Annotated in this window: 19 protein-coding genes; 11 read left to right on the forward strand and 8 right to left on the reverse strand. The window is 58.8% G+C overall.

Features of this window, described 5'->3' with window-relative positions; all coding sequences use genetic code 11:
- Positions 1–173 precede the first annotated feature (173 nt).
- From FHX16_RS08030 to FHX16_RS08040, 3 genes are all read left to right on the forward strand, one after another.
- The gene (locus FHX16_RS08030; protein WP_183864327.1) at positions 174–1,937 is read left to right on the forward strand and encodes a glucan ABC transporter ATP-binding protein/ permease; all 1,764 of its coding nucleotides are present in this window, start codon (positions 174–176) and stop codon (positions 1,935–1,937) included.
- Between the two features lie 115 nt (positions 1,938–2,052).
- Complete coding sequence (locus tag FHX16_RS08035) at positions 2,053–2,406, forward strand: VOC family protein (protein WP_259126925.1); 354 nt, start codon at positions 2,053–2,055, stop codon at positions 2,404–2,406.
- 206 nt (positions 2,407–2,612) lie between these two features.
- Positions 2,613–4,499 carry an MFS transporter gene (locus tag FHX16_RS08040; protein WP_183864329.1) on the forward strand — a complete coding sequence of 629 codons (1,887 nt, stop codon included), beginning with the start codon at positions 2,613–2,615 and terminating at the stop codon, positions 4,497–4,499.
- Positions 4,500–4,568: 69 nt separating this feature from the next.
- On the opposite strand, the gene FHX16_RS08045 is transcribed toward FHX16_RS08040, so the two are convergent.
- The gene (locus tag FHX16_RS08045; RefSeq protein ID WP_183864330.1) at positions 4,569–5,327 is read right to left on the reverse strand and encodes a phosphatase PAP2 family protein; all 759 of its coding nucleotides are present in this window, start codon (positions 5,325–5,327) and stop codon (positions 4,569–4,571) included.
- Positions 5,328–5,445: 118 nt separating this feature from the next.
- Positions 5,446–6,558 carry a 3-isopropylmalate dehydrogenase gene (gene leuB / locus FHX16_RS08050; RefSeq protein ID WP_183864331.1) on the reverse strand — a complete coding sequence of 371 codons (1,113 nt, stop codon included), beginning with the start codon at positions 6,556–6,558 and terminating at the stop codon, positions 5,446–5,448.
- 177 nt (positions 6,559–6,735) lie between these two features.
- Between leuB and FHX16_RS08055 the strand changes: the two genes are divergently transcribed.
- A complete protein-coding gene (locus FHX16_RS08055) occupies positions 6,736–7,668 on the forward strand; it encodes a pyridoxal-phosphate dependent enzyme (protein ID WP_183864332.1) in 933 nt (310 codons plus the stop codon).
- 61 nt (positions 7,669–7,729) lie between these two features.
- On the opposite strand, the gene leuD is transcribed toward FHX16_RS08055, so the two are convergent.
- The 3 genes from leuD to FHX16_RS08070 form a co-directional block, all read right to left on the reverse strand.
- Complete coding sequence (leuD, locus tag FHX16_RS08060) at positions 7,730–8,338, reverse strand: 3-isopropylmalate dehydratase small subunit (protein ID WP_183864333.1); 609 nt, start codon at positions 8,336–8,338, stop codon at positions 7,730–7,732.
- A 137-nt stretch (positions 8,339–8,475) separates the two neighbouring features.
- Positions 8,476–8,904 carry a glyoxalase/bleomycin resistance/extradiol dioxygenase family protein gene (locus tag FHX16_RS08065; protein ID WP_183864334.1) on the reverse strand — a complete coding sequence of 143 codons (429 nt, stop codon included), beginning with the start codon at positions 8,902–8,904 and terminating at the stop codon, positions 8,476–8,478.
- A 109-nt stretch (positions 8,905–9,013) separates the two neighbouring features.
- Positions 9,014–9,256, reverse strand: coding sequence for a hypothetical protein (locus FHX16_RS08070; RefSeq protein WP_028827987.1), 243 nt, complete (start codon positions 9,254–9,256; stop codon positions 9,014–9,016).
- Between the two features lie 112 nt (positions 9,257–9,368).
- Here FHX16_RS08070 and FHX16_RS08075 point away from each other — a divergent pair, with 112 nt between their 5' ends.
- Positions 9,369–10,277: a CoA ester lyase gene (locus tag FHX16_RS08075; RefSeq protein ID WP_183864335.1), complete on the forward strand. Its 909-nt coding sequence runs from the start codon at positions 9,369–9,371 to the stop codon at positions 10,275–10,277.
- A gap of 13 nt (positions 10,278–10,290) precedes the next feature.
- Positions 10,291–10,497, forward strand: coding sequence for a DUF1737 domain-containing protein (locus FHX16_RS08080; RefSeq protein WP_183755031.1), 207 nt, complete (start codon positions 10,291–10,293; stop codon positions 10,495–10,497).
- Between the two features lie 8 nt (positions 10,498–10,505).
- Here the strand turns inward: FHX16_RS08080 and FHX16_RS08085 are convergent, their stop codons facing one another.
- The gene (locus tag FHX16_RS08085) at positions 10,506–10,943 is read right to left on the reverse strand and encodes a metallopeptidase family protein (RefSeq protein WP_016556767.1); all 438 of its coding nucleotides are present in this window, start codon (positions 10,941–10,943) and stop codon (positions 10,506–10,508) included.
- 162 nt (positions 10,944–11,105) lie between these two features.
- Between FHX16_RS08085 and FHX16_RS08090 the strand changes: the two genes are divergently transcribed.
- The 5 genes from FHX16_RS08090 (at position 11,106) to bfr (ending at position 17,863) form a co-directional block, all read left to right on the forward strand.
- Positions 11,106–12,053, forward strand: coding sequence for an ImuA family protein (locus FHX16_RS08090; RefSeq protein WP_246712740.1), 948 nt, complete (start codon positions 11,106–11,108; stop codon positions 12,051–12,053).
- Positions 12,054–12,063: 10 nt separating this feature from the next.
- A complete protein-coding gene (locus FHX16_RS08095; protein WP_259127006.1) occupies positions 12,064–13,509 on the forward strand; it encodes a DNA polymerase Y family protein in 1,446 nt (481 codons plus the stop codon).
- Positions 13,509–16,940: an error-prone DNA polymerase gene (locus tag FHX16_RS08100; RefSeq protein ID WP_259126932.1), complete on the forward strand. Its 3,432-nt coding sequence runs from the start codon at positions 13,509–13,511 to the stop codon at positions 16,938–16,940. Before FHX16_RS08095 ends, FHX16_RS08100 begins: the two co-directional genes overlap by 1 nt.
- Before the next feature lie 67 nt (positions 16,941–17,007).
- Positions 17,008–17,412 (forward strand): (2Fe-2S)-binding protein, encoded by a 405-nt coding sequence (locus FHX16_RS08105; protein ID WP_246712741.1) that lies wholly within the window; start codon positions 17,008–17,010, stop codon positions 17,410–17,412.
- Positions 17,378–17,863: a bacterioferritin gene (gene bfr / locus FHX16_RS08110; RefSeq protein WP_028827993.1), complete on the forward strand. Its 486-nt coding sequence runs from the start codon at positions 17,378–17,380 to the stop codon at positions 17,861–17,863. The genes FHX16_RS08105 and bfr overlap by 35 nt, the downstream gene beginning before the upstream one ends.
- 36 nt (positions 17,864–17,899) lie before the next feature.
- Here bfr and FHX16_RS08115 read toward each other — a convergent pair whose 3' ends face one another.
- Complete coding sequence (locus FHX16_RS08115) at positions 17,900–18,433, reverse strand: RNA pyrophosphohydrolase (RefSeq protein WP_183864339.1); 534 nt, start codon at positions 18,431–18,433, stop codon at positions 17,900–17,902.
- A 13-nt stretch (positions 18,434–18,446) separates the two neighbouring features.
- Positions 18,447–19,649: a divergent polysaccharide deacetylase family protein gene (locus FHX16_RS08120; RefSeq protein ID WP_183864340.1), complete on the reverse strand. Its 1,203-nt coding sequence runs from the start codon at positions 19,647–19,649 to the stop codon at positions 18,447–18,449.
- Between the last annotated feature and the right edge of the window lie 29 nt (positions 19,650–19,678).

The raw sequence follows: 19,678 nt of genomic DNA on the forward strand, positions 1-19,678 counted from the left end.
GTGCCCCAAAAAATTTCAGAAGCCCAGTGGAAATAACCGACTGTGAGATCGCCGCTCATGCAAAAGAATCTGGCCATTGCCGCCTGCCTGAACGCTCTGTTAATCGCTGGTTCAGGTATCTTTTTGTAGCGTTGCAGCGTCCCTTATTTCGCACATGCACAAGAGGTATCGCCGTGTCGCTATTCAAGGTCTATGCTCGAGCTTTGCGCTATCTTGGCGCTTACAAGCTCCGCGTATCCCTAGTCGTTATTGCGAACATCGTGCTTGCCGCGATCACGATCGCTGAACCGATTTTGTTCGGTCGCATCATCGACGCGATTTCAGGCAAGGGTGAAGTCAAACCCATTCTTTTCATGTGGGCCGGCTTTGCCGTCTTCAACACCATAGCGTTCGTTCTTGTCGCTCGTGAGGCCGACCGGCTGGCTCATGGCCGTCGCGCCACGCTGCTGACGGAAGCGTTCGGCCGCATTATCTCCATGCCGCTCTCCTGGCATCACCAGCGCGGCACGTCGAATGCGCTGCATACGCTGCTTCGCGCCTGTGAAACGCTTTTCGGCCTGTGGCTGGAGTTCATGCGCAATCACCTGGCGACGGTCGTAGCCATCGCGCTTCTGGTGCCGACTGCGATGTCCATGGACCTGCGTCTTTCGGGCGTGCTGGTTGTGCTCGGCATTGCCTACTGGCTTATCGGTCGTCTCGTCATGAGCCGCACCAAGGACGGACAGGCTTCGGTCGAAAACCACTACCACACGGTTTTCTCGCACGTCAGCGATTCGATCAGCAACGTATCGGTCCTGCACAGCTACAACCGCATCGAGGCGGAAACCAAGGCGCTGAGGTCCTTTGCCGACCGTCTGCTGCAGGCTCAGTATCCGGTTCTCGACTGGTGGGCTCTGGCCGGCGCCATGAACCGCATGGCATCGACCATCGCCATGATGATCATCCTGGTGATCGGTACGCTGATGGTTCAGTCCGGCGAACTGCGCATCGGTGACGTCATTGCCTTCATCGGTTTTGCGAACCTGCTGATCTCGCGCCTCGACCAGATGCGCCAGTTCGCGACGCAGATCTTCGAAGCCCGTTCGAAGCTCGAAGACTTCTATTCGCTGGAAGACTCCGTCCGCGACCGCGAAGAGCCGGCCGGCAATGCCGATATCACCGACGTCAAGGGCGAGGTCGAGTTCCGCAACGTGTCGTTCCGCTTCGGCAACACGGCTCAGGGTCTGCACAACGTCTCGTTCACCGCCAAGGCTGGCCAGACGGTTGCGATCGTCGGCCCGACCGGCTCCGGCAAGACGACGATGATCAACCTTCTGCAGCGCGTCTACGATCCGGACAGCGGCCACATCTTGGTCGATGGTCATGATACGACGAAGATCACCCGCAAGTCGCTTCGCCGCTACATCGCAACCGTGTTCCAGGATGCCGGCTTGCTCAACCGTTCGATCAGCGACAACATTCGCCTCGGCCGGGAAGGAGCTTCGGATGAAGACATGCGCCGTGCAGCCGAAGCTGCCGCAGCAGCCGACTTCATCGAGACACGTGAGGACCAGTACAACACCCACGTCGGTGAGCGCGGCAACAAGCTCTCGGGCGGTGAACGTCAGCGTGTGGCAATCGCCCGCGCCATCCTCAAGGATGCGCCGATCCTGGTGCTCGACGAGGCAACAAGCGCACTTGATGTCGAAACGGAAAACCGCGTGAAGGCCGCAATCGACAACCTGCGCCAGAACCGCACGACCTTCATCATCGCGCACCGTCTTTCCACGGTTCGTGAAGCTGACAAGGTGCTGTTCCTGGACGGCGGCCGTGTCGTTGAAGAAGGTAGCTTCGATGAGCTCAGCCAGAGCAACGGTCGCTTTGCGGCACTGTTGCGCGCTAGCGGCATCCTGACGGATGAAGAAGTTCGCAAGGCACACACGACCGAAGCCGCGTAAGGCTGAGCAGATCGTACCAACAACAGCCGGACGGCACTTCGCCGCCCGGCTTTTTTCTTGCCGCTTGAGAGTTCACGCATAATTTAGGCAAAACTGGCGTGGCTGAGGAGGCGACATGAAGGTCCTGCGAATCGTAGCAAACATCGAGACCGCCGACCCTCTCGCCGCGAAGGTCTTCTATCAGGACATCCTTGGCCTAGACATCCTCATGGATCACGGCTGGATCGCCACCTTTGGCTCAAACCAGTCAATGCCGGTCCAGGTAAGCTTCGCGAGCGAGGGCGGCTCCGGGACGCCCGTCCCGGGTCTTTCGATCGAGGTCGACGATGTCGACGAAGTCTTCGCGGCCATGAGCTCTTCAGCTTTCGAGGTCATTTACGGCCCGGCCGACGAGGCTTGGGGGGTTCGTCGCTTCTATGTGCGCGATCCCTTCGGGACAGTCGTAAATATCCTTTCGCACAGGCCATGAGACCAAAAGTCGAGCCGATCCGGCGCCGTCGCACGGCGTCGGCCGTCCCTGCAAAGGCGTTAGACTAAAGTCATAATCCCAAAGCCGCTCTCTGTATGGATGAGCTTTTCTGTCACACTCTCATCAGGCGAACCGCGACCCGGGGTATGCTTTGAGGAGAGCAAGGTCGCGCGCCGCGTTTCACATCGTTCTGTGGAGGACAGAAAATGGCAAATATCGCAAGCGTCGACGGCACAAAAGCCGGTCCGATGACGGGCGAGGAGAAGAAGGTTATCTTCGCCTCGTCGCTCGGCACGGTTTTCGAATGGTACGACTTCTATCTATATGGTTCGCTCGCCACCTATATCGGCGCGACCTACTTCACCCAGTATCCGGAAGCGACGCGCAACATCTTCACGCTTCTGGCCTTCGCCGCCGGCTTCTTGGTGCGCCCGTTTGGCGCGCTGGTTTTCGGGCGCCTCGGCGATCTCGTCGGCCGCAAGTATACGTTCTTGGTCACGATCCTCATCATGGGTCTCTCGACGTTCCTCGTCGGTATTCTTCCCGGTGCTGCATCGATCGGCATCGCAGCACCCATCATTTTGATCGGCCTTCGCCTCCTGCAGGGCCTGGCGCTCGGTGGTGAGTATGGCGGCGCGGCAACCTATGTGGCCGAACACGCGCCAAATGGGCGCCGCGGATACTTCACCTCGTGGATCCAAACCACTGCAACGCTCGGCCTCTTCCTTTCTCTGATCGTCATCGTCGGCGTTCAGTTCCTAATGGGCAAGGAAGCTTTTGCAGCATGGGGCTGGCGTATCCCGTTCCTGCTCTCGGTCGTGCTTCTCGGCGTCTCCGTCTGGATCCGCCTGAAGATGAACGAGTCGCCGGCATTCCAGCGCATGAAGGCGGAAGGCAAGGGGTCCAAGGCGCCACTGACCGAAGCCTTCGGCCAATGGAAAAATGCAAAGATCGCCCTGATCGCGCTTCTCGGCGCAACGATGGGTCAGGCAGTCGTGTGGTACGGCGGTCAGTTCTATGCGCTGTTTTTCCTGCAGAACGTCCTCAAGGTCGATTTGCAATCGGCAAACATCATGGTGGCGATTGCCCTCATCCTCGGCACACCCTTCTTCGTCGTCTTTGGCGGCCTGTCCGACAGGATCGGCCGCAAGCCGATCATCATGGCCGGCCTGTTGATCGCAGCAGTGACCTATAATCCGCTGTTCAAGGCCATGACCTGGACGGCCAATCCGGCGCTTGCCGAAGCACAGGCTTCCATACGGGCCACGGTCACGGCCGACCCGGCGGATTGCAAATTCCAGTTCAATCCGACCGGAACCGCGAAGTTTACGAGTTCCTGCGATGTGGCAACGGCTTTCCTGACCAAGAACTCGGTGCCTTATGACGTCGTGCCTGGCCCGGCGGGGCAGCCCGCAACCGTAAAAATCGGTGACGAAACTATCGCCAGCTTCGATGCCGTCGCCGCCGGCGACAAGGCAAAGGCAATGACCGGCGCCTTTGAAAAAGGCGTCAACATCGCCCTTCATGATGCCGGATATCCGCTGAAGCGCGGTGCCATCAAGGTTCCAGATGCAAAACTGGACGCCTTCATTGCAGCCAACCCGGAGCTTGCTCTCAACGCCGATGCAGTCCGCGCCGGTGAAAAGCAGACCGTGCCGGCAGACAAGCTCGTCGCCGACAAGCTCCTAACGGCTGATGAAGCGAAGGGCGCCACCGATATGGCGGTCTATAGCATCGCCAATGGCGGCAGCTTTGCCATGACGGCCGACCCGGCCCGCGTCAACTGGATCGGTACGATTGCCATTCTCTTCGTGCTCGTGATCTACGTTACGATGGTCTATGGCCCGATCGCGGCGCTTCTGGTCGAACTCTTCCCGACCCGAATCCGTTACACCGGCATGTCCCTGCCCTACCATATCGGCAATGGTTGGTTCGGTGGCCTCTTGCCAGCAACGGCCTTCGCAATGAGCGCGGCAACCGGCGACATCTACTACGGTCTCTGGTATCCGATCGTGTTCGCTACAATCACACTGGTCATCGGTCTCATCTTCCTGCCGGAAACGAAGGATCGCGACATCCACGCGATGGATTGATCCAGGTAACCGAAATCTAAGAAAGCCCGGCGCTCGCAAGACGCCGGGCTTTTTCGTGTCTGGCCAACCCTAGAGAAGGCGGCTGAGCCTCGGCGTCGGCCAACCATCACGACCGATCGAGAAGACCAGTCCGAAGCGTGCAAACAAAATGGATGTCGCAAAAGCCAACCACGCGCCCAATGCGAGGCCGGCCGCCACATCGCTGGGATAGTGCACGCCAATGATGACGCGCGTGGCTCCAAGCCAAAGACCGATGCCGATGAAGCCTAGGCGGAACCGTGGAAAGAGAAGCGCCAGCGCCATGAACAGAGCGCCGACGTTGGAGGAGTGGCCCGACGGAAAGCTCTGATGAAGAAAATCGGTACTGAAAGGGACGAAGCTGAAAATGCCTTCCTGATCATAAAGCAGCGGTCGAGCACGCCCGATTGCGAACTTCAGCAGATTGGAAACGATGCTGGCGAACAGAACCGAGAACCCGACATATGCGGTCATCTGCCCAAAATAGGCGAGCCGGAAACGGCCGCGTACCTTCCATAGTCGTCGACGAACGAAATAGCCGGTCGCCAGGATTGTCAAAAGACCGACGAGGATCCAGACAAGCCTGCCGACGTCAGTGACATCCCCGGCGATCGACACCAGCGGAGGCGAAAGGCTTTTGACTGCCTGCCCCAACGGGCGGTCGAAGACGAAGAAGGCAATGGCAACAGCGTTGATGGCAAAAAGCGCGAAGCCTTTCCAGGGAACCCGACGGTGGATTGAGCGCCGCGCAGCGTAGCGCTTTCGCAAATAGCTCCAGCAGTTCGGCTTGCGATCGATGGCTTCGTTCATTCTACTCCCGCTCTTTGCTCAGCGCAGAAGGGAAATAGGAACAGCATCGGCCGCCTTCAAGCAAAGGCCTTCCGCACCGGGCGATGCGGAAGGCCAAAAGCGTGTTTCACGTGAAATATCAGGCAGAAAGCGCCTTGAATTCGGCGAGGATCGCGTCGCCCATCTCAGCGGTTCCGACCTTCGTGCAGCCTTCGGCCATGATGTCGCCGGTGCGGATACCCTTATCGAGCACGTTGGCGATCGCCTTTTCGAGGTTGTCGGCTTCCTGCACGAGGTTGAAGGAATAGCGCAGGCACATGGCGAAGGACGCAATCATCGCGATCGGATTGGCAATGCCCTTGCCAGCGATGTCAGGAGCCGAACCGTGCACCGGCTCGTAGAGTGCCTTGCGCTTGCCGGTCTTGGCATCCGGCGCGCCGAGCGAAGCCGAAGGCAACATGCCGAGCGAGCCCGTCAGCATGGCGGCAACGTCGGAGAGCATATCCCCGAACAGGTTGTCGGTGACGATGACGTCGAACTGCTTCGGCGCACGCACCAGCTGCATGCCGCCGGCATCCGCCAGCATGTGCTCGAGCTTGACGTCCGAATACTTGTCCTTGTGCGTCGCGGTGACCACCTGGTTCCACAACACGCCCGACTTCATGACGTTGCGCTTTTCCATCGAGCAAACGCGATTCTGGCGCGTGCGGGCCATTTCGAAGGCCACGGCCGAGATGCGTTCGATCTCGTAGGTGTCATAGACCTGCGTGTCGATCGCGCGCTTCTGGCCGTTGCCGAGATCGGTAATGGTCTTCGGTTCGCCAAAATAGACGCCGCCCGTCAGTTCGCGGATGATCAGGATATCGAGGCCTTCGACCAACTCCGGCTTCAGCGAGGAAGCGGAAGCGAGCGCCGGGTAGCAGATGGCCGGACGCAGGTTGGCGAACAGCTCCAGATCCTTGCGCAGGCGCAGTAGGCCGGCTTCGGGGCGCACTTCATAGGGAACATCATCCCACTTCGGGCCGCCGACGGCGCCGAAGAGAACGGCATCGGCGGCAAGCGCCTTCTGCATGTCGCCTTCGGAGATCGCGGCACCATGCGCGTCATAGGCGCTGCCACCGACGAGGCCTTCGTCGGTGACGAAGCCGGCATTCATCGCCTCGTTCATATAGGCAATGATCTTGCGGACCTCACCCATGGCCTCGGGGCCGATGCCGTCGCCCGGCAGCAGGAAAAGATTGCGCGCTGTCATGAAACCCTCCGCGGAAAAACAAGTTGCGGTTTCTTAGACCTGCAAAATCGGCATTTCAAGCGAGTGCGAGGCCGATTCGGTACGGTTGCGGAATTACGGCCGAGATCCCTCGTTGACCGACCCGCGCAAGCGGGTCCACAAGGAGAGCCTGTATCGCCAAGCTCATCGGGTACCACCATGCCATCTGCACCGCTCCACCTCGACACACCGCTTTTCCGCACCTCCGCCGATTACAGCGCAAGCAACAAGCCGCTCTGGCTGAAGCTTGATGCGCTGCAGCCATCCGGCAGTTTCAAGCTCCGCGGAGTCGGCAGGCTTTGTCAGCATGAAATCGAAAATGGCGCCCGTGAGATTTTCTGCGCCTCCGGTGGCAATGCGGGGATCGCCGCCGCCTATGCCGGACGAGCGCTCGGCATTCCGGTGACGATCGTCGTGCCCGAGACGACGTCGCCGGAAGTGCGCCAATCGATCGAGGCGACCGGCGCGACGGTTCTGGTGCACGGATCGGTGTTCGACGAAGCCAATGCCTACGCAATCGAACGTGCGAATGCCAGAAACGCAGCCTATGTGCACCCGTTCGACCATCCGCTTTTGTGGGAAGGGCACGGCACATTGATCGACGAGGTTGTCGCAAAGGGCGCTCACTTTGATTGCGTCATCACGAGCGTCGGCGGCGGCGGCTTACTTGCGGGGATCGTTGCCGGACTTCAGCGAAACGGCTTGTCTGATGTGCCCGTCATTGCCGTTGAAACCGAAGGAGCCGCGTCCCTTCATGCCAGCCTTGCCGCAGGCGAATGCATCACCTTGCCGGCGATTACTTCCATCGCCAGCTCGCTCGGTGCGCGCCAGGTGGCCCGACACGTCTTCAACCTGCCGAAACACCACCCGATCGAGAGCGTGACGGTGACCGACGCACAGGCAGTCGCCGCCTGCATCAAGTTCGCCGATGCCTATCGCATCCTGGTCGAACCCGCTTGTGGCGCAGCGCTCGCGGTCGCCGACGTCCATGCCGATATCCTCGAGCGGTTCAAAAATCCGCTGATCGAGGTCTGCGGCGGCATCGGCGTTTCCATGGAGAAGCTTAAAACGTGGAAAGAGCTGTTGCTGTAAGCCGACCAAAGAAAAAGCCGGGCAAAAGGCCCGGCTTTGACGACTGGTATGTTTTCCAGGACTACGCTGCCCAGGGGCGCGATGCCGTGTTCTTGGCTTCGAAGCTGTCGATCGCCTCGCCCTTCTCGAGCGTCAGGCCGATATCGTCGAGGCCGTTCAGTAGGCAGTGACGCTTGAACTCGTCGAGATCGAACTTGATCGAGCCACCGTCCGGACCGGTGATCTCGAGGTTTTCCAGATCGACCGTCAGGATCGCGTTGGAGCCGCGCGAGGCGTCATCCATCAGCTTGTCGAGGTTTTCCTGGCTGACCTTGATCGGCAGAATGCCGTTCTTGAAACAGTTGTTGTAGAAGATGTCGGCAAAGCTGGTCGAGATGACGCAACGGATGCCGAAGTCGAGGAGCGCCCACGGCGCATGCTCGCGCGACGAGCCGCAACCGAAGTTGTCGCCGGCAACGAGGATCTTTGCATTCTGATAGGCGGGCTTGTTCAGCACGAAATCCTGGTTCAAGGAGCCGTCTTCATTGTAACGCGCTTCAGCGAAAAGACCCTTGCCAAGACCCGTGCGCTTGATCGTCTTCAGGTAGTCCTTCGGAATGATCATGTCGGTATCGATGTTGACAACCGGCAGAGGGGCAGCAACGCCCGTCAGCTTTGCGAATTTGTCCATGGCCTGGCTCCAATGTCAGCAGACGTAGTTTTGTTAATCTGCGTTTAGTCCAGATTTCGACCGAAATGAAGGAAAATTTATATCGTCTATGCGGCTGCGCGCGGATTCGACGCACAGCCGCCATGGTCGTCATGAGATCAGTTTGCGTTCGCTGGCGCATTCATCGCCCAGAGAACCCCGAAAGGGTCGCGGAGCTGACCGTATCGATCACCCCAGAACATCAGCTGGACGGGTAGGATCACCTCGGCGCCGGCGGCAACGGCGCGGTCCCACCAGAAATCGATGTCGTCGATAACAAGCTGAAGCGTGAAGCCCTGATGCTTTTCAAAGGGATGACCATGCTCGGGATAGGCATCACAAAGCATCAACGAGCTTCCGTTGATGTAGAGGTGGACATGCATCGTCCGCCCGTTTTCGTCAGGCGGGACGACAAACGCCTCCTCAGCACCAAATGCACGCTTGTAGAATTCTGCGGCCTTCAGCGCGCCGTCGACCGTGACATAAGGCAGCAAGCCATTCTTGACCGGTGGCATCTTCATCGTGCCGGTTTCCGTTGCAGTATCCATACTGTCCTCCATGATTTGATTGGTTCGGGTAAAACCCTGACCTTTCAAAGACGCGGGAAGATCAGTCGAGCCGACAGCGATGCAAAATTTTTCTGGAAGCGACCTGAGATTAGAGGTCGATGATCGTGCCGCGCCCGTCATTCCAGATGCGCATGTTCTCGCCGGAATGTGGTTTTGCCTTGGCTGTGGCGCGGACCGGTGCCGGCTTCATCTTCAGCGAAAGCGCGCGGCCAACCATAAGCACCGTCAGGATACCACCGACTGCCAGCGTCACGGAAAATGTGACGAACGCCAGCGCAACGAAGGCGGTGATGCCTGCGAGCAGGAGGAAGACGGAACGAATGCTTTGCATGGTTTTAGACCTTTCTTCGGAAAGGAATGTGGTCCTTCTTTTCTTTCTCTGCAAGGTGAGCATGGCTTTTTGTTGTCTTGCCACCTGTCATAAAGCTTGGCACACATTTGTGATGACCCGCAATTCTCCGACTCGTTCCTTGAACCTGCGCCGCTCGGTGCTGAGCGTCCCTGCCATCAATGCGCGCGCCCTGGAAAAGACTCATGCGCTCGATTGCGACGCCGTCATCTTCGATCTCGAGGACTCCGTGGCCCCGGAACGGAAGGAGGAAGCCCGCGAGAATCTAAAGGCCTTTTTTTCGGGCGCTCCTCTTGTGAACAAGGAGCGGATCATCCGCATCAATGCGCTGGATTCCACATTCGGAAATGCGGACATCGAACTGGTATTGGCACTGGAGCCGGATGCCGTACTCCTGCCGAAAGTGGACGAGCCTCAGGATGTGATGTCCATAAGCGACCGGCTTGCCGATGCCGACGCGCCGGAAAGCCTCCGCATCTGGGCGATGATCGAAACACCCCGTGGCATTCTGAACGCGGCCGCGATTGCCGAAGCTGGGCGCACGCCTGGCTCACGGCTCGATTGTTTCGTCGTCGGCCTCAACGACCTGCGCAAGCAGACCGGCGTCCTGCCACAGCCGGGCCGTACCTATCTCGTGCCCTGGTTGATGCAGGTGGTACTTGCCGTGCGCGCCTATGGCCTCGACGCGATCGACAGCGTCTTCAACGATTTCAAGGATGCCGATGCCTTCGATGCCGAATGCGCGCACGCCCGCGCCATGGGCTTCGACGGTAAGATGCTGATTCACCCGGCTCAGATCGAAGCCGCCAACCGGCATTTCGGCCCGGATGAGGCGGCAATTGCCGAGGCGGAGGCGATCATCGCCGCCTTTGCCGACCCCGCTGCAGATGGCCTGAATGTCATCAATGCCAATGGTCGGATGATCGAGCGGCTACACCTTGTCCAGGCGGAAAGTCTGGTTCATAAAGCCCGCCTGATTGCAGAACGCCAAACGGCGAAGTGAAAGACGACTTTAGATGAAGCTTTATCGCCTTCTGACCGGCCAGGATGATGCCGCTTTCTGTCACCGCGTAACCGACGCCCTCAACAAGGGCTGGTCGTTGAACGGCTCGCCGTCGCTGACCTTCAACACCCAGACCGGCCAGGTGATTTGTGCTCAGGCGATCGTCAAGGAAGTCGAAGGCAAGGATTACCACCCGGACATGAAGCTGTCCGAACAGTAAGCGAAGGCTTAGCGTTCGGCCGCCTCTTCGGCGCTCGCCTCGATCCGTTCCATGTCGTCGTCGCTAAGACCGAAATGGTGGCCGATCTCATGGATGAGGACGTGAGTAATGATGTCGCCCAGCGTCTCATCGTTCTCGGCCCAGTAGTCGAGGATCGGCCGCCGGTAGAGGCGGATACGGTTCGGCAATTCGCCGGTTTCCATTGTGAAACGCTCGGAGATGCCTCGGCCTTCAAAGAGGCCGAGAAGGTCGAACGGCGTTTCCAGCGCCATGTCCTCGAACACGTCGTCGTCAGGGAAGTCCTCGATCTCGATCGTCAGATTGGTGGTCAGTGAGCGAAACTCTTCCGGCAGGTGGCTGTACGCCTCCATTGCCAACGACTCGAAAGTACTGATCGTCGGAGCGTGGCGATCCTGCCAATTATCGCTCTGGTCTATGCGGGCCATAAAAATTCCCTTCCTTTGCCGCCCATATAGAACCTTTGCGTACGATTTTCGAGAGCGGAATCAAAGGCAGGAATAAATTCACATCGAATGCCTGTTGACTCTTTCGCCCGCCTCTGGAATCCATAAGAACATAACAGGAACATATGAGACTTGGAGAACGTCATGGCACAGTCGGCCGTGACGCGCGAGCGGCTTTTTGCGCTCCGCGAAACCATTGCAAAGCTTGAAGGAAAGCCCGCGCCGGCCTTGGCTGCAGCGCAAGGCGAAGCCTTGGCCGAAAGGGACCTCTCCACCAACAACGACAGTGGCCTGCGTCTTCCTCTTGGAATCCCCGCGCTCGACGAGGCAGTTGATGGCGGCCTGCCGCTCGACGGGATCACCGAGGTTCGTTCCGACCTCTTACGCGAAGCCGGCGCTGGCAGTGGCTTCATGCTGGCGCTTGCCGCCATGCTGCAGCGCCAAGTGGAAGAGAGCCACAGTGCTTCGCTGCCGATCCTCTGGATCGCAGACATCGTTTCCACGATGGAAGCAGGCGTCCCCTACGCCGTGGGCCTGCGCGATTTCGGCCTGAAACCGGACCAGTTCTTCTATGCCAGCCCACGCAAGCTTGAAGATGCCCTTTGGCTTGCCGAGGCCGCAGTCGAAAGCGGCGTCTTTCCTGCGACGATTCTGGAGGTTCGCGGCAATCCGAAGCCCTTCGGCCTGACGGAAAGCCGTCGTTTGAGCTTGCGGGCGAAAGCATCTAAACGCCCGCTTTTCCTGTTGCGGCAAGCTGGAGAGGAAGAAGCCAGCAGCGCTTGCTTCCGCTTCCTTGTGGCACCCGCGCCGGCACAGGCGCGACCCTTGCCGGATGGCACGATGCTGGGCGGTAGCATCGGCAATCCGGTTTTTCATCTCACCCTGGAGAAGAGCCGCAACCCGGCTCCCCTCTCCTTTCTACTGGAGTGGAACCCTCATGACCGCCGTTTTTTCGCCGTCTCCCGATCAGTCGACCCTCGCCTTCCAGACGAACGCGCAACGCATTCTGGCACTCCACTTTCCACATCTTCCAACCGACCGGATATCAAGAAAGAAATGGGGGCTCTCCTGGCGTTCGCGCGGACGTCCTGAGGCCGCACCGATCGTCTGTTCTAGCCGTCTCAACAATACCATGCGGCTCACAGCGCTGGACGAGGCAGCCGAAACCCTCAATCTCCGAAAGCACATGGGCGTCGCCGAAGCCCGCGCCATCCACCCCACGCTTGATGTGATCGAGGACGACCCGGCCGCCAACCGGCGCTTCCTGGAAGCGATTGCCGATTGGTGCGATCGCTACACTCCGCTTGTCGCTCTCGATGGCGTGGATGGCCTGTTTCTGGACATAACCGGCTGCGCCCATCTGTTCGGTGGTGAGACGTCCCTTCTCAAGGATATTCTCGCAAGACTCTTCCAGATGGGAATTGACGCCCGCGGCGCGATCTCTTCCTCACCTGGATTGTCCTGGGCCATCAGCCGTTTCGGCCAAGGCGGCATCATCGAGTATGGAGAGGCCGAACAGGCGCTGGCCCCCTTGCCCGTCGCGGCCTTGCGTCTAGAGGAAGAAACGATAGGAGGCCTGAACAAGATGGGCCTTAAATATGTCGGCGATTTGCTGACCGCGCCGCGCGCCCCGCTCACCCGCCGCTTTGGCGGAACGGTGCTCTTGAGACTCGATCAGGCGCTTGGAACCGATGAGGAACCGGTTTCTCCACGCCTGCCCGTCGCAAGCCTCTCGGTCGAACGTCGCCTGATTGAGCCGATCGCGGCCGAAGACGATATCCTTGCGCTCACCGACCAGATTGCCGTCTCCCTGAAGCCCTTGCTCGAAGCGCGTGGCGCCGGCGGCCGCATCTTCGAACTGGTGCTGTTCCGTGTCGACGGCAAGGTGTTTCGGATTTCTGCCGGAACCGCGCAGCCCTTGCGGGAGCCCAACCGCATCGCCGCCCTCTTTGCCGAACGCCTGCAGGCAATTCACGACGATTTCGATGCCGGTTACGGATTCGAGATCCTTCGTCTCAACGTACTCCTGCACGAGGACTTCGTGACCTCGCAGGGGGATTTCGAACACCGCCAGCAGAAGGATGCCTCTCTTGCTGCCTTCGTGGATCGGGTTTCCGCCCGCCTTGGAGAAGACTGCCTGCAAACCTTCCAATTGCGGGAGAGCCACATACCGGAAAGAGCCTCCGTTACAGTGCCAGCGATCGATCATCTGTCCGCCCCGAAAACCCGGGAGGGACATCCACCGCCGGCCAGGAGCGAGCGGCCCATCCGGCTATTGCGGAAAGCGGAGCCGATGGAGGCCTTTGCCATCGAAATTCCCGATGGCGCACCAGCGAGCTTTCATTGGCGACGCATGCAGCACCGTGTCTTGAAGAGCGAGGGACCGGAGCGACTGGCAACGGAATGGTGGCTAGATGGTGCGGAAGCTGCGGATCGAGACTATTTCCGGATCGAGGACGATAAGGGACGTCGCTTCTGGATCTATCGCCAGGGCCATTATGAGCGGGACACCGCACAGAGCTGGTTCATGCATGGGATCATTGCCTGATGTCCGCCTTCTTCGAAATCGGCGCAAGGAGCAATTTCTCCTTTCTGGAGGGCGCCTCCAAGCCCGAGGAGATGATCGTTCAGGCTGCCGTTCTGAAGCTTGGAGGCCTTGGCATTGCCGACCGAAATTCAGTTGCGGGTGTCGTCCGGGCCCATGCCCAGGCAGAGGCGATCCGGAAAAAGTTCGAACGAATGAGAGCCGGGCTTCTGGAGGAGCGCGAGAAGAAGGACATCATTCCCGATCCGATCCGTTTCCAGCCGGGAGCCCGTCTGGTTTTTACAGACGGAACGCCTGACATTCTTGCCTACCCCCGAAATCGTCGAGGCTGGGCGCATCTTTGCCGGTTGCTGAGCAACGGAAACCTGAGAGCCGAGAAGGGTAAGTGCATTCTGTCGGAAGAGGATCTGATGGAATGGGGCGACGGCATGATGCTTGCAATCATTCCGCATCCATCCATTGCCGATGATAACAATCACGCCGCTTTCGAAGCCTGTCTGGAGCGGTTCAGAAGACGCTTCCGGAAAAACATCCACATGGCGCTCGCTCCCGCCTATGACGGCCGCGATAAGCGCATGTTTGCGACCATCGCCATGCTGGCGGACCGCAACCGCATCCCGCTGATCGCAACCAACCAGCCGCTCTACCACGATACCGCCCGCCGCCCTCTCGCCGATATCGTGACATCAATCCGGGAGCACGTTTCCATTCCCGTGGCTGGCTTTCTCCTGGCTCCAAATGCCGAACGCTATCTCAAGAGTGGCAGCGAAATTCTGCGCCTCTTCAGAGACTATCCGCAGGCAGTCACGAACACAGCGAAGTTCTTTGGCAGCCTTTCCTTTTCGCTCGACGAACTGGAACACAATTACCCCTCCGAGAATGACGAGGGGGAAACGCCTTATGAAACACTGGAACGCCTGACCAATTCAGGTGCAGCAAAGCGCTTCCCCGACGGCGTACCTGAGAAAGTTCAGAAGAACATTGAGTACGAGTTGGATCTCGTTCGCCGGAAGCAATATGAATCATACTTCCTGACGGTCCATCGGATCATCCAGTATGCCCGGCACGAGAGGAGGATCCTCTGCCAGGGGCGCGGCTCCGCTGCAAACTCGGTGATTTGCTATTGCCTGGAGATAACCGAGGTCAATCCGGAGAAGAGCACCCTGCTTTTCGACCGCTTCCTCTCGATGGACCGCGACGAGCCGCCTGATATCGATGTCGATTTCGAGCACGAGAGGCGCGAGGAGGTCATCCAGTATATCTATCAGACGTACGGCAAGGAACATGCCGGCTTGACGGCAGGGGTAACGACCTACCGTACCCGGTCCGCCGGGCGCGAGGTCTCTAAGGCTTTCGGCCTCTCGGAGGACGTCCAGTCGGCAATCGGCAGCCTGGTCTGGGGCTGGTCGGAAGAGAAGTTGTCCGAGCGCGAAGCAAGGGCCGCCGGGCTCGAAACCTCCGATCCCATGACAAAGAACGTGCTGAAATATGCATCCGAGCTTCTCAGTTTTCCCCGGCACCTCACCCAGCATGTCGGAGGTTTCGTCATCACAAGGGACAGGCTGGATGAAGTCGTTCCGATCATGAAGACGGCAATGCCCGGGCGCTATATGGTCGAATGGGATAAGGATGATCTCGACAATCTGAAAATCCTCAAGGTCGACATTCTGGCGCTCGGAATGCTGACCGCATTGAAGCGGGCATTCGATCTGCTTCTCCTGCACTACGACGTCAAAAAGACGCTTGCCGATCTCGGCAACGCTACGCATGAAGACGAGAAGCCTGTCTATGCGATGATGTGTCGAGCCGACACGCTTGGCGTCTTCCAGATCGAGAGTCGGGCGCAGATGAGCATGTTGCCACGTCTGAAACCGAAGGAGTTCTACGACCTTGTCATCGAGGTCGCCATCGTCAGACCCGGCCCCATCCAGGGTGACATGGTTCACCCATACCTGAAGCGCAGAGAAGCCGAGGCACGTGGCATCCCAGCGACTTACCCGAGCGAGGAACTGAAGGGGGTTTTGGAGCGAACACTTGGCGTGCCACTCTTTCAGGAGCAAGCCATGCAGATCGCCATCACGGCAGCGGGTTTTCGGCCAGCCGAAGCGGATCAACTGAGGCGAGCCATGGCGACCTTCAAGCGGACAGGCACCATCGGCAATTTCGAAACGCGGTTCATGGAAGGCATGGTCGCGAAGGGTTACGCTCGTGATTTTGCCCAGCAATGTTTCAACCAGATCAAGGGATTTGGCGAATATGGTTTCCCGGAAAGCCACGCCGCCTCTTTCGCTTTGCTGGTCTATGCCTCGTCCTGGGTAAAGGCTTATTACCCCGACGTCTTCTGTGCAGCGATGCTGAATTCACAGCCCATGGGCTTCTATGCCCCAGCTCAACTCGTCCGGGACGCCCGGGAGCATGGCGTTGAGATTCGGCCGGTCGACATCAATGAATCGAATTGGGATTGCTTGCTTGAGGAGGCCGAATTCAACAGACGGACCGTTGATTTCCGGCATGCCGCCATGCGGGAAATCATCCAGACGAAGCGAGCCGTTCGGCTTGGCTTCAGGCAGATAAAAGGCCTTTCGGAAGCGAGCATGCAGCAACTCGTCGCAAATAGAGGCAAGGGCTATTCCTCGATTCGCGATCTCTGGCTGCGCTCAGGCCTGCATAAAGCGGATATAGAACGGCTCGCCGATGCGGATACCTTTCATTCCATAAGACTATCACGACGCGAAGCGCTCTGGGCCGTGCGGGCGCTCGATGCGAAAAGCGCCGCTGAAAAACTCCCTCTGTTCGACCAAGTGAGTCACATCGATCTACAGCTCGAGCCTGAGACGCGTCTGCCGGAAATGCTGGCTGGTGAACAGGTGGTTGAAGACTATCGCTACCTTTCGCTATCTTTGAAAGGCCACCCCGTCTCATTCCTTCGTAACGAGTTCCGCAAGGCCGGGGTGGTGCGGAATGTCGATCTTCTGACCGTCCCGAACGGAAGAAGAGTAACGATCGCTGGCCTGGTTTTGGTGCGTCAGCGTCCCGGCTCAGCCAAGGGCGTCATCTTCATGACACTCGAGGACGAGACGGGCGTTGCCAATGCGATTGTCTGGAAGAAGGTCTTCGAGAAGTATCGCCCGATCGTCATGGGTGCGCGGCTCGTGAAAATATATGGCAAGCTTCAGAGCCAGAGCGGCGTGATCCACACTGTCGTCGACCATATCGAGGATATGACCCCTGCGCTTGGCATCCTCCAGAAGGAAGCCCGTCGCTTCGGCGTGAGCGATCGTTCGGACGAAGCGCTCAATCCGACGATGGACCCGCGACAAAGGAAACTCGCAAACTCACTTGAAAAGGCTGCCATGGAGAAGAGGCTGACTTCAAGCCATTCCGAAGCGAGAGAAACAGCTAACATTATGCCAAGGGGCCGCAATTTTCATTGAGATCGCGATCTGGTGGATTCGCAATGCACCTGAAAGCTTGTTCCGAGCGCCACACGGTCTGCGACCAATGAACTACCCCCCGCGACTCGATTTTTTCTTGACACATATCATCTTCTTTTGCAGAAAAGGGGATAGTGAATGTCATGTTTGGAATGATGCCGTGCTTGTCTGCAGCTGCAACTACATAACTGATCACGAAATCCGGGAAGTCATCAATGAGCTTCTCGATCAGGACTGTTGGCAGCTCATTGTTCCAGCAAAGGTCTACCACGCCATGGAAAAACGGGGCCGCTGCTGCGGCTGCTTCCCGAATGTGGTCGATATCATCATCCAGACAACCGAAGAATATCACGCCCGTCACGACTCGACGGACGCCGAAATATTTGATTTCATGTCCCGCCTCAGAGAATTCCACGAAGAAAACAGGAGAGCGGACATTGAAAGGCGACAAAAAAGTCATCGAGCGGCTTAACGAGGCCCTCTTTCTCGAACTCGGCGCCGTAAACCAGTACTGGGTCCACTACCGACTTCTTGAAGATTGGGGCTACACCAAGCTAGCCAAGAAGGAGCGGGCGGAATCCATCGAGGAAATGCACCACGCCGATCGCCTGGTTGCACGTATCATCTTCCTCGAAGGCCATCCCAATCTCCAGACCCTCGCTCCTCTTCGCATCGGCCAGAACGTCAAGGAAGTTCTGGAAGCCGACCTTGCCGGCGAATACGATGCGCGCACGGCCTACAAGAAATCACGCGACATCTGTCATGAGGCCGGCGACTACGTCTCGATGAAGCTTTTCGAAGAGCTCCTCGCGGACGAGGAAGGCCACATCGACTTCCTCGAGACGCAGCTTGATCTGCTCGGCAAGATCGGCGAATCGAAATACGGCCAACTCAACGCCGACTCTGCCAACGAGGCCGAGTAATCCTCGTAGTGACCGGCAGCTCCGGCCGCCGGTCATTCACTCTGCGGCGCTTAGACCAACCAAGTGCCTGAACTCGTCGACGACCTGCTCATAGACAGCCCGCTTGAAGGGTACGATAAGACCGGGCAGGCTCTCCATCGGCTTCCACTCCCAGGCATCGAACTCAGGCGCATGCCCGCCTGGCGGCGGATTGATTGCGACCTCGCTCTCATCGCCATCGAAGCGGAACGCGAACCAGCGCTGCGTCTGACCGCGGAACTTGCCTTTCAATCCGATGCCGATCAGCTGCGGCGGCAAGTCATAATTGATCCAGTTCCGCGCCTCCGCGAGCAGCGTCACGGTACGAATGCCTGTTTCCTCGTAAAGCTCGCGGTAGGCCGCCTCAAGCGGATCCTCGCCCTTGTCGATGCCGCCCTGCGGCATCTGCCAAAGCTGCGGCGATCCATCATACTCGGAATTCTCTTCCGGAATCCGTCGCCCCGCCCACACCAGGCCCTGACGGTTGAGGATCATGACACCGACACAGGGGCGGTACGGCAGGTCCTCGGCTTTGACGATCGGCTTGCTCATCGGCTCTCTCTATTCAAGGTCTTTTGAGATCATTGGTCAGTGCTGCGACACCCACGACTTCAATGCCTCGCATCGCCGCTTCCTGTGTCCATTGCGCGATCGCGTCAATGCTCTCATCGAAGGCGGCAGCGACGCCGATCGCCTGGCCGTTGCGCTTTGCAACGCGCTCCAGCTCGTCCAGTTTCTGGATGATGGCTTTCACGTCAAGCTGCTTGTCCAACTGCACATCTGCGAAGGCGTAGGGCGTTTCTGTTCCTTTGGCGATCGCGGCGGTCTTGGACTGCGCTGACGTTCCGTCATCAAGGAACAACAGCCCGCGCTTTTCGATGTCCCGCAAAACCGGCTCCATGGCATTGGGGTCGGAAAGGAAGCGCCCGCCCTGATAGTTCATGACGCCGGTATAGTTGGTGATCTCGCCCATCGCCCGGTGCAGGTTTTCAATATTTTTCGCAGCCGATGTCGAGGTCAGGAGCGTATCCGGTCCAGGATCGTTTGCCGGATAATCAAAAGGCTCGAACGGAACCTGCAACAGGATTTCGTGGCCACCACGGCGCGCCTCCTGCATCCAGCGCTGCAAGCTGTTGCCGCTGGCGGCAAAGGCGAGCGTGACCTCCTCAGGCAACTGTTGAATGGCCCGCTGCGTGCCCGTCTGGCTAAGCCCGAGACCGCTGACAACGATCGCGATGCGTGTTCCGTGAGCGCCCGACCATGGCCGTGCATACTGGTCCATCGGGCGCCGTCCGTCCGGCCCAACGATCGGCAGTCGCCCAAATGGCGTCTCCTCCAGAAGCGCGTCGTTCGGCAAGGCCGCCACCCGTGGATCCTGTCCGATCTGCGAGGCATCGACCAGCACTGGACCATTTCCATCGCGTTGTCTTGGGGAGTATTTCGTGACCACCGATCCGTCGCCGGTGACCATCTGCTCCACATTCGCGCCCGACCTAGGGCCGGATGGCGCCATGCCAGGAGCGGCTGCGGATGGGGGCTGCGGCGGCACCTGATTTTGAACTGTGTCAGAAGGTGGGGCAGTCGTCTGGTTTTGCGCCGGCGGCTTTTCTCGTTTCAATCCGTCACCGCGAAACGCAGTGTAGAGCGATGAAGCCCCGATCAGCACGAGACAAATCCCGGCGACAACGCGCCCGGTGCGCAGAATACCCGGCCGCTGGCGCTTGGCCTTTCGGTTCTGTCCCAGAGGGGCGTGCAGATCGGTATTCAAACTTCTTTTCCGCTTCAGAGTCAGGACAG

This window comes from Rhizobium sp. BK661, from assembly GCF_024808825.1.
Taxonomy (GTDB): Bacteria; Pseudomonadota; Alphaproteobacteria; order Rhizobiales; family Rhizobiaceae; genus Rhizobium.

Bases quoted from the DNA above. Each gene is read 5' to 3' on its own strand.
- leuB (WP_183864331.1), bottom strand. From the start codon at position 6,558: ATGACAGCGCGCAATCTTTTCCTGCTGCCGGGCGACGGCATCGGCCCC.
- FHX16_RS08040 (WP_183864329.1), top strand. From the start codon at position 2,613: ATGGCAAATATCGCAAGCGTCGACGGCACAAAAGCCGGTCCGATGACG.
- FHX16_RS08090 (WP_246712740.1), top strand. From the start codon at position 11,106: ATGGCACAGTCGGCCGTGACGCGCGAGCGGCTTTTTGCGCTCCGCGAA.
- FHX16_RS08035 (WP_259126925.1), top strand. From the start codon at position 2,053: ATGAAGGTCCTGCGAATCGTAGCAAACATCGAGACCGCCGACCCTCTC.
- FHX16_RS08080 (WP_183755031.1), top strand. From the start codon at position 10,291: ATGAAGCTTTATCGCCTTCTGACCGGCCAGGATGATGCCGCTTTCTGT.
- FHX16_RS08105 (WP_246712741.1), top strand. From the start codon at position 17,008: ATGAACTACCCCCCGCGACTCGATTTTTTCTTGACACATATCATCTTC.
- FHX16_RS08115 (WP_183864339.1), bottom strand. From the start codon at position 18,433: ATGAGCAAGCCGATCGTCAAAGCCGAGGACCTGCCGTACCGCCCCTGT.
- FHX16_RS08085 (WP_016556767.1), bottom strand. From the start codon at position 10,943: ATGGCCCGCATAGACCAGAGCGATAATTGGCAGGATCGCCACGCTCCG.
- FHX16_RS08100 (WP_259126932.1), top strand. From the start codon at position 13,509: ATGTCCGCCTTCTTCGAAATCGGCGCAAGGAGCAATTTCTCCTTTCTG.
- FHX16_RS08045 (WP_183864330.1), bottom strand. From the start codon at position 5,327: ATGAACGAAGCCATCGATCGCAAGCCGAACTGCTGGAGCTATTTGCGA.
- FHX16_RS08055 (WP_183864332.1), top strand. From the start codon at position 6,736: ATGCCATCTGCACCGCTCCACCTCGACACACCGCTTTTCCGCACCTCC.
- leuD (WP_183864333.1), bottom strand. From the start codon at position 8,338: ATGGACAAATTCGCAAAGCTGACGGGCGTTGCTGCCCCTCTGCCGGTT.
- FHX16_RS08075 (WP_183864335.1), top strand. From the start codon at position 9,369: ATGACCCGCAATTCTCCGACTCGTTCCTTGAACCTGCGCCGCTCGGTG.
- FHX16_RS08070 (WP_028827987.1), bottom strand. From the start codon at position 9,256: ATGCAAAGCATTCGTTCCGTCTTCCTCCTGCTCGCAGGCATCACCGCC.
- FHX16_RS08065 (WP_183864334.1), bottom strand. From the start codon at position 8,904: ATGGATACTGCAACGGAAACCGGCACGATGAAGATGCCACCGGTCAAG.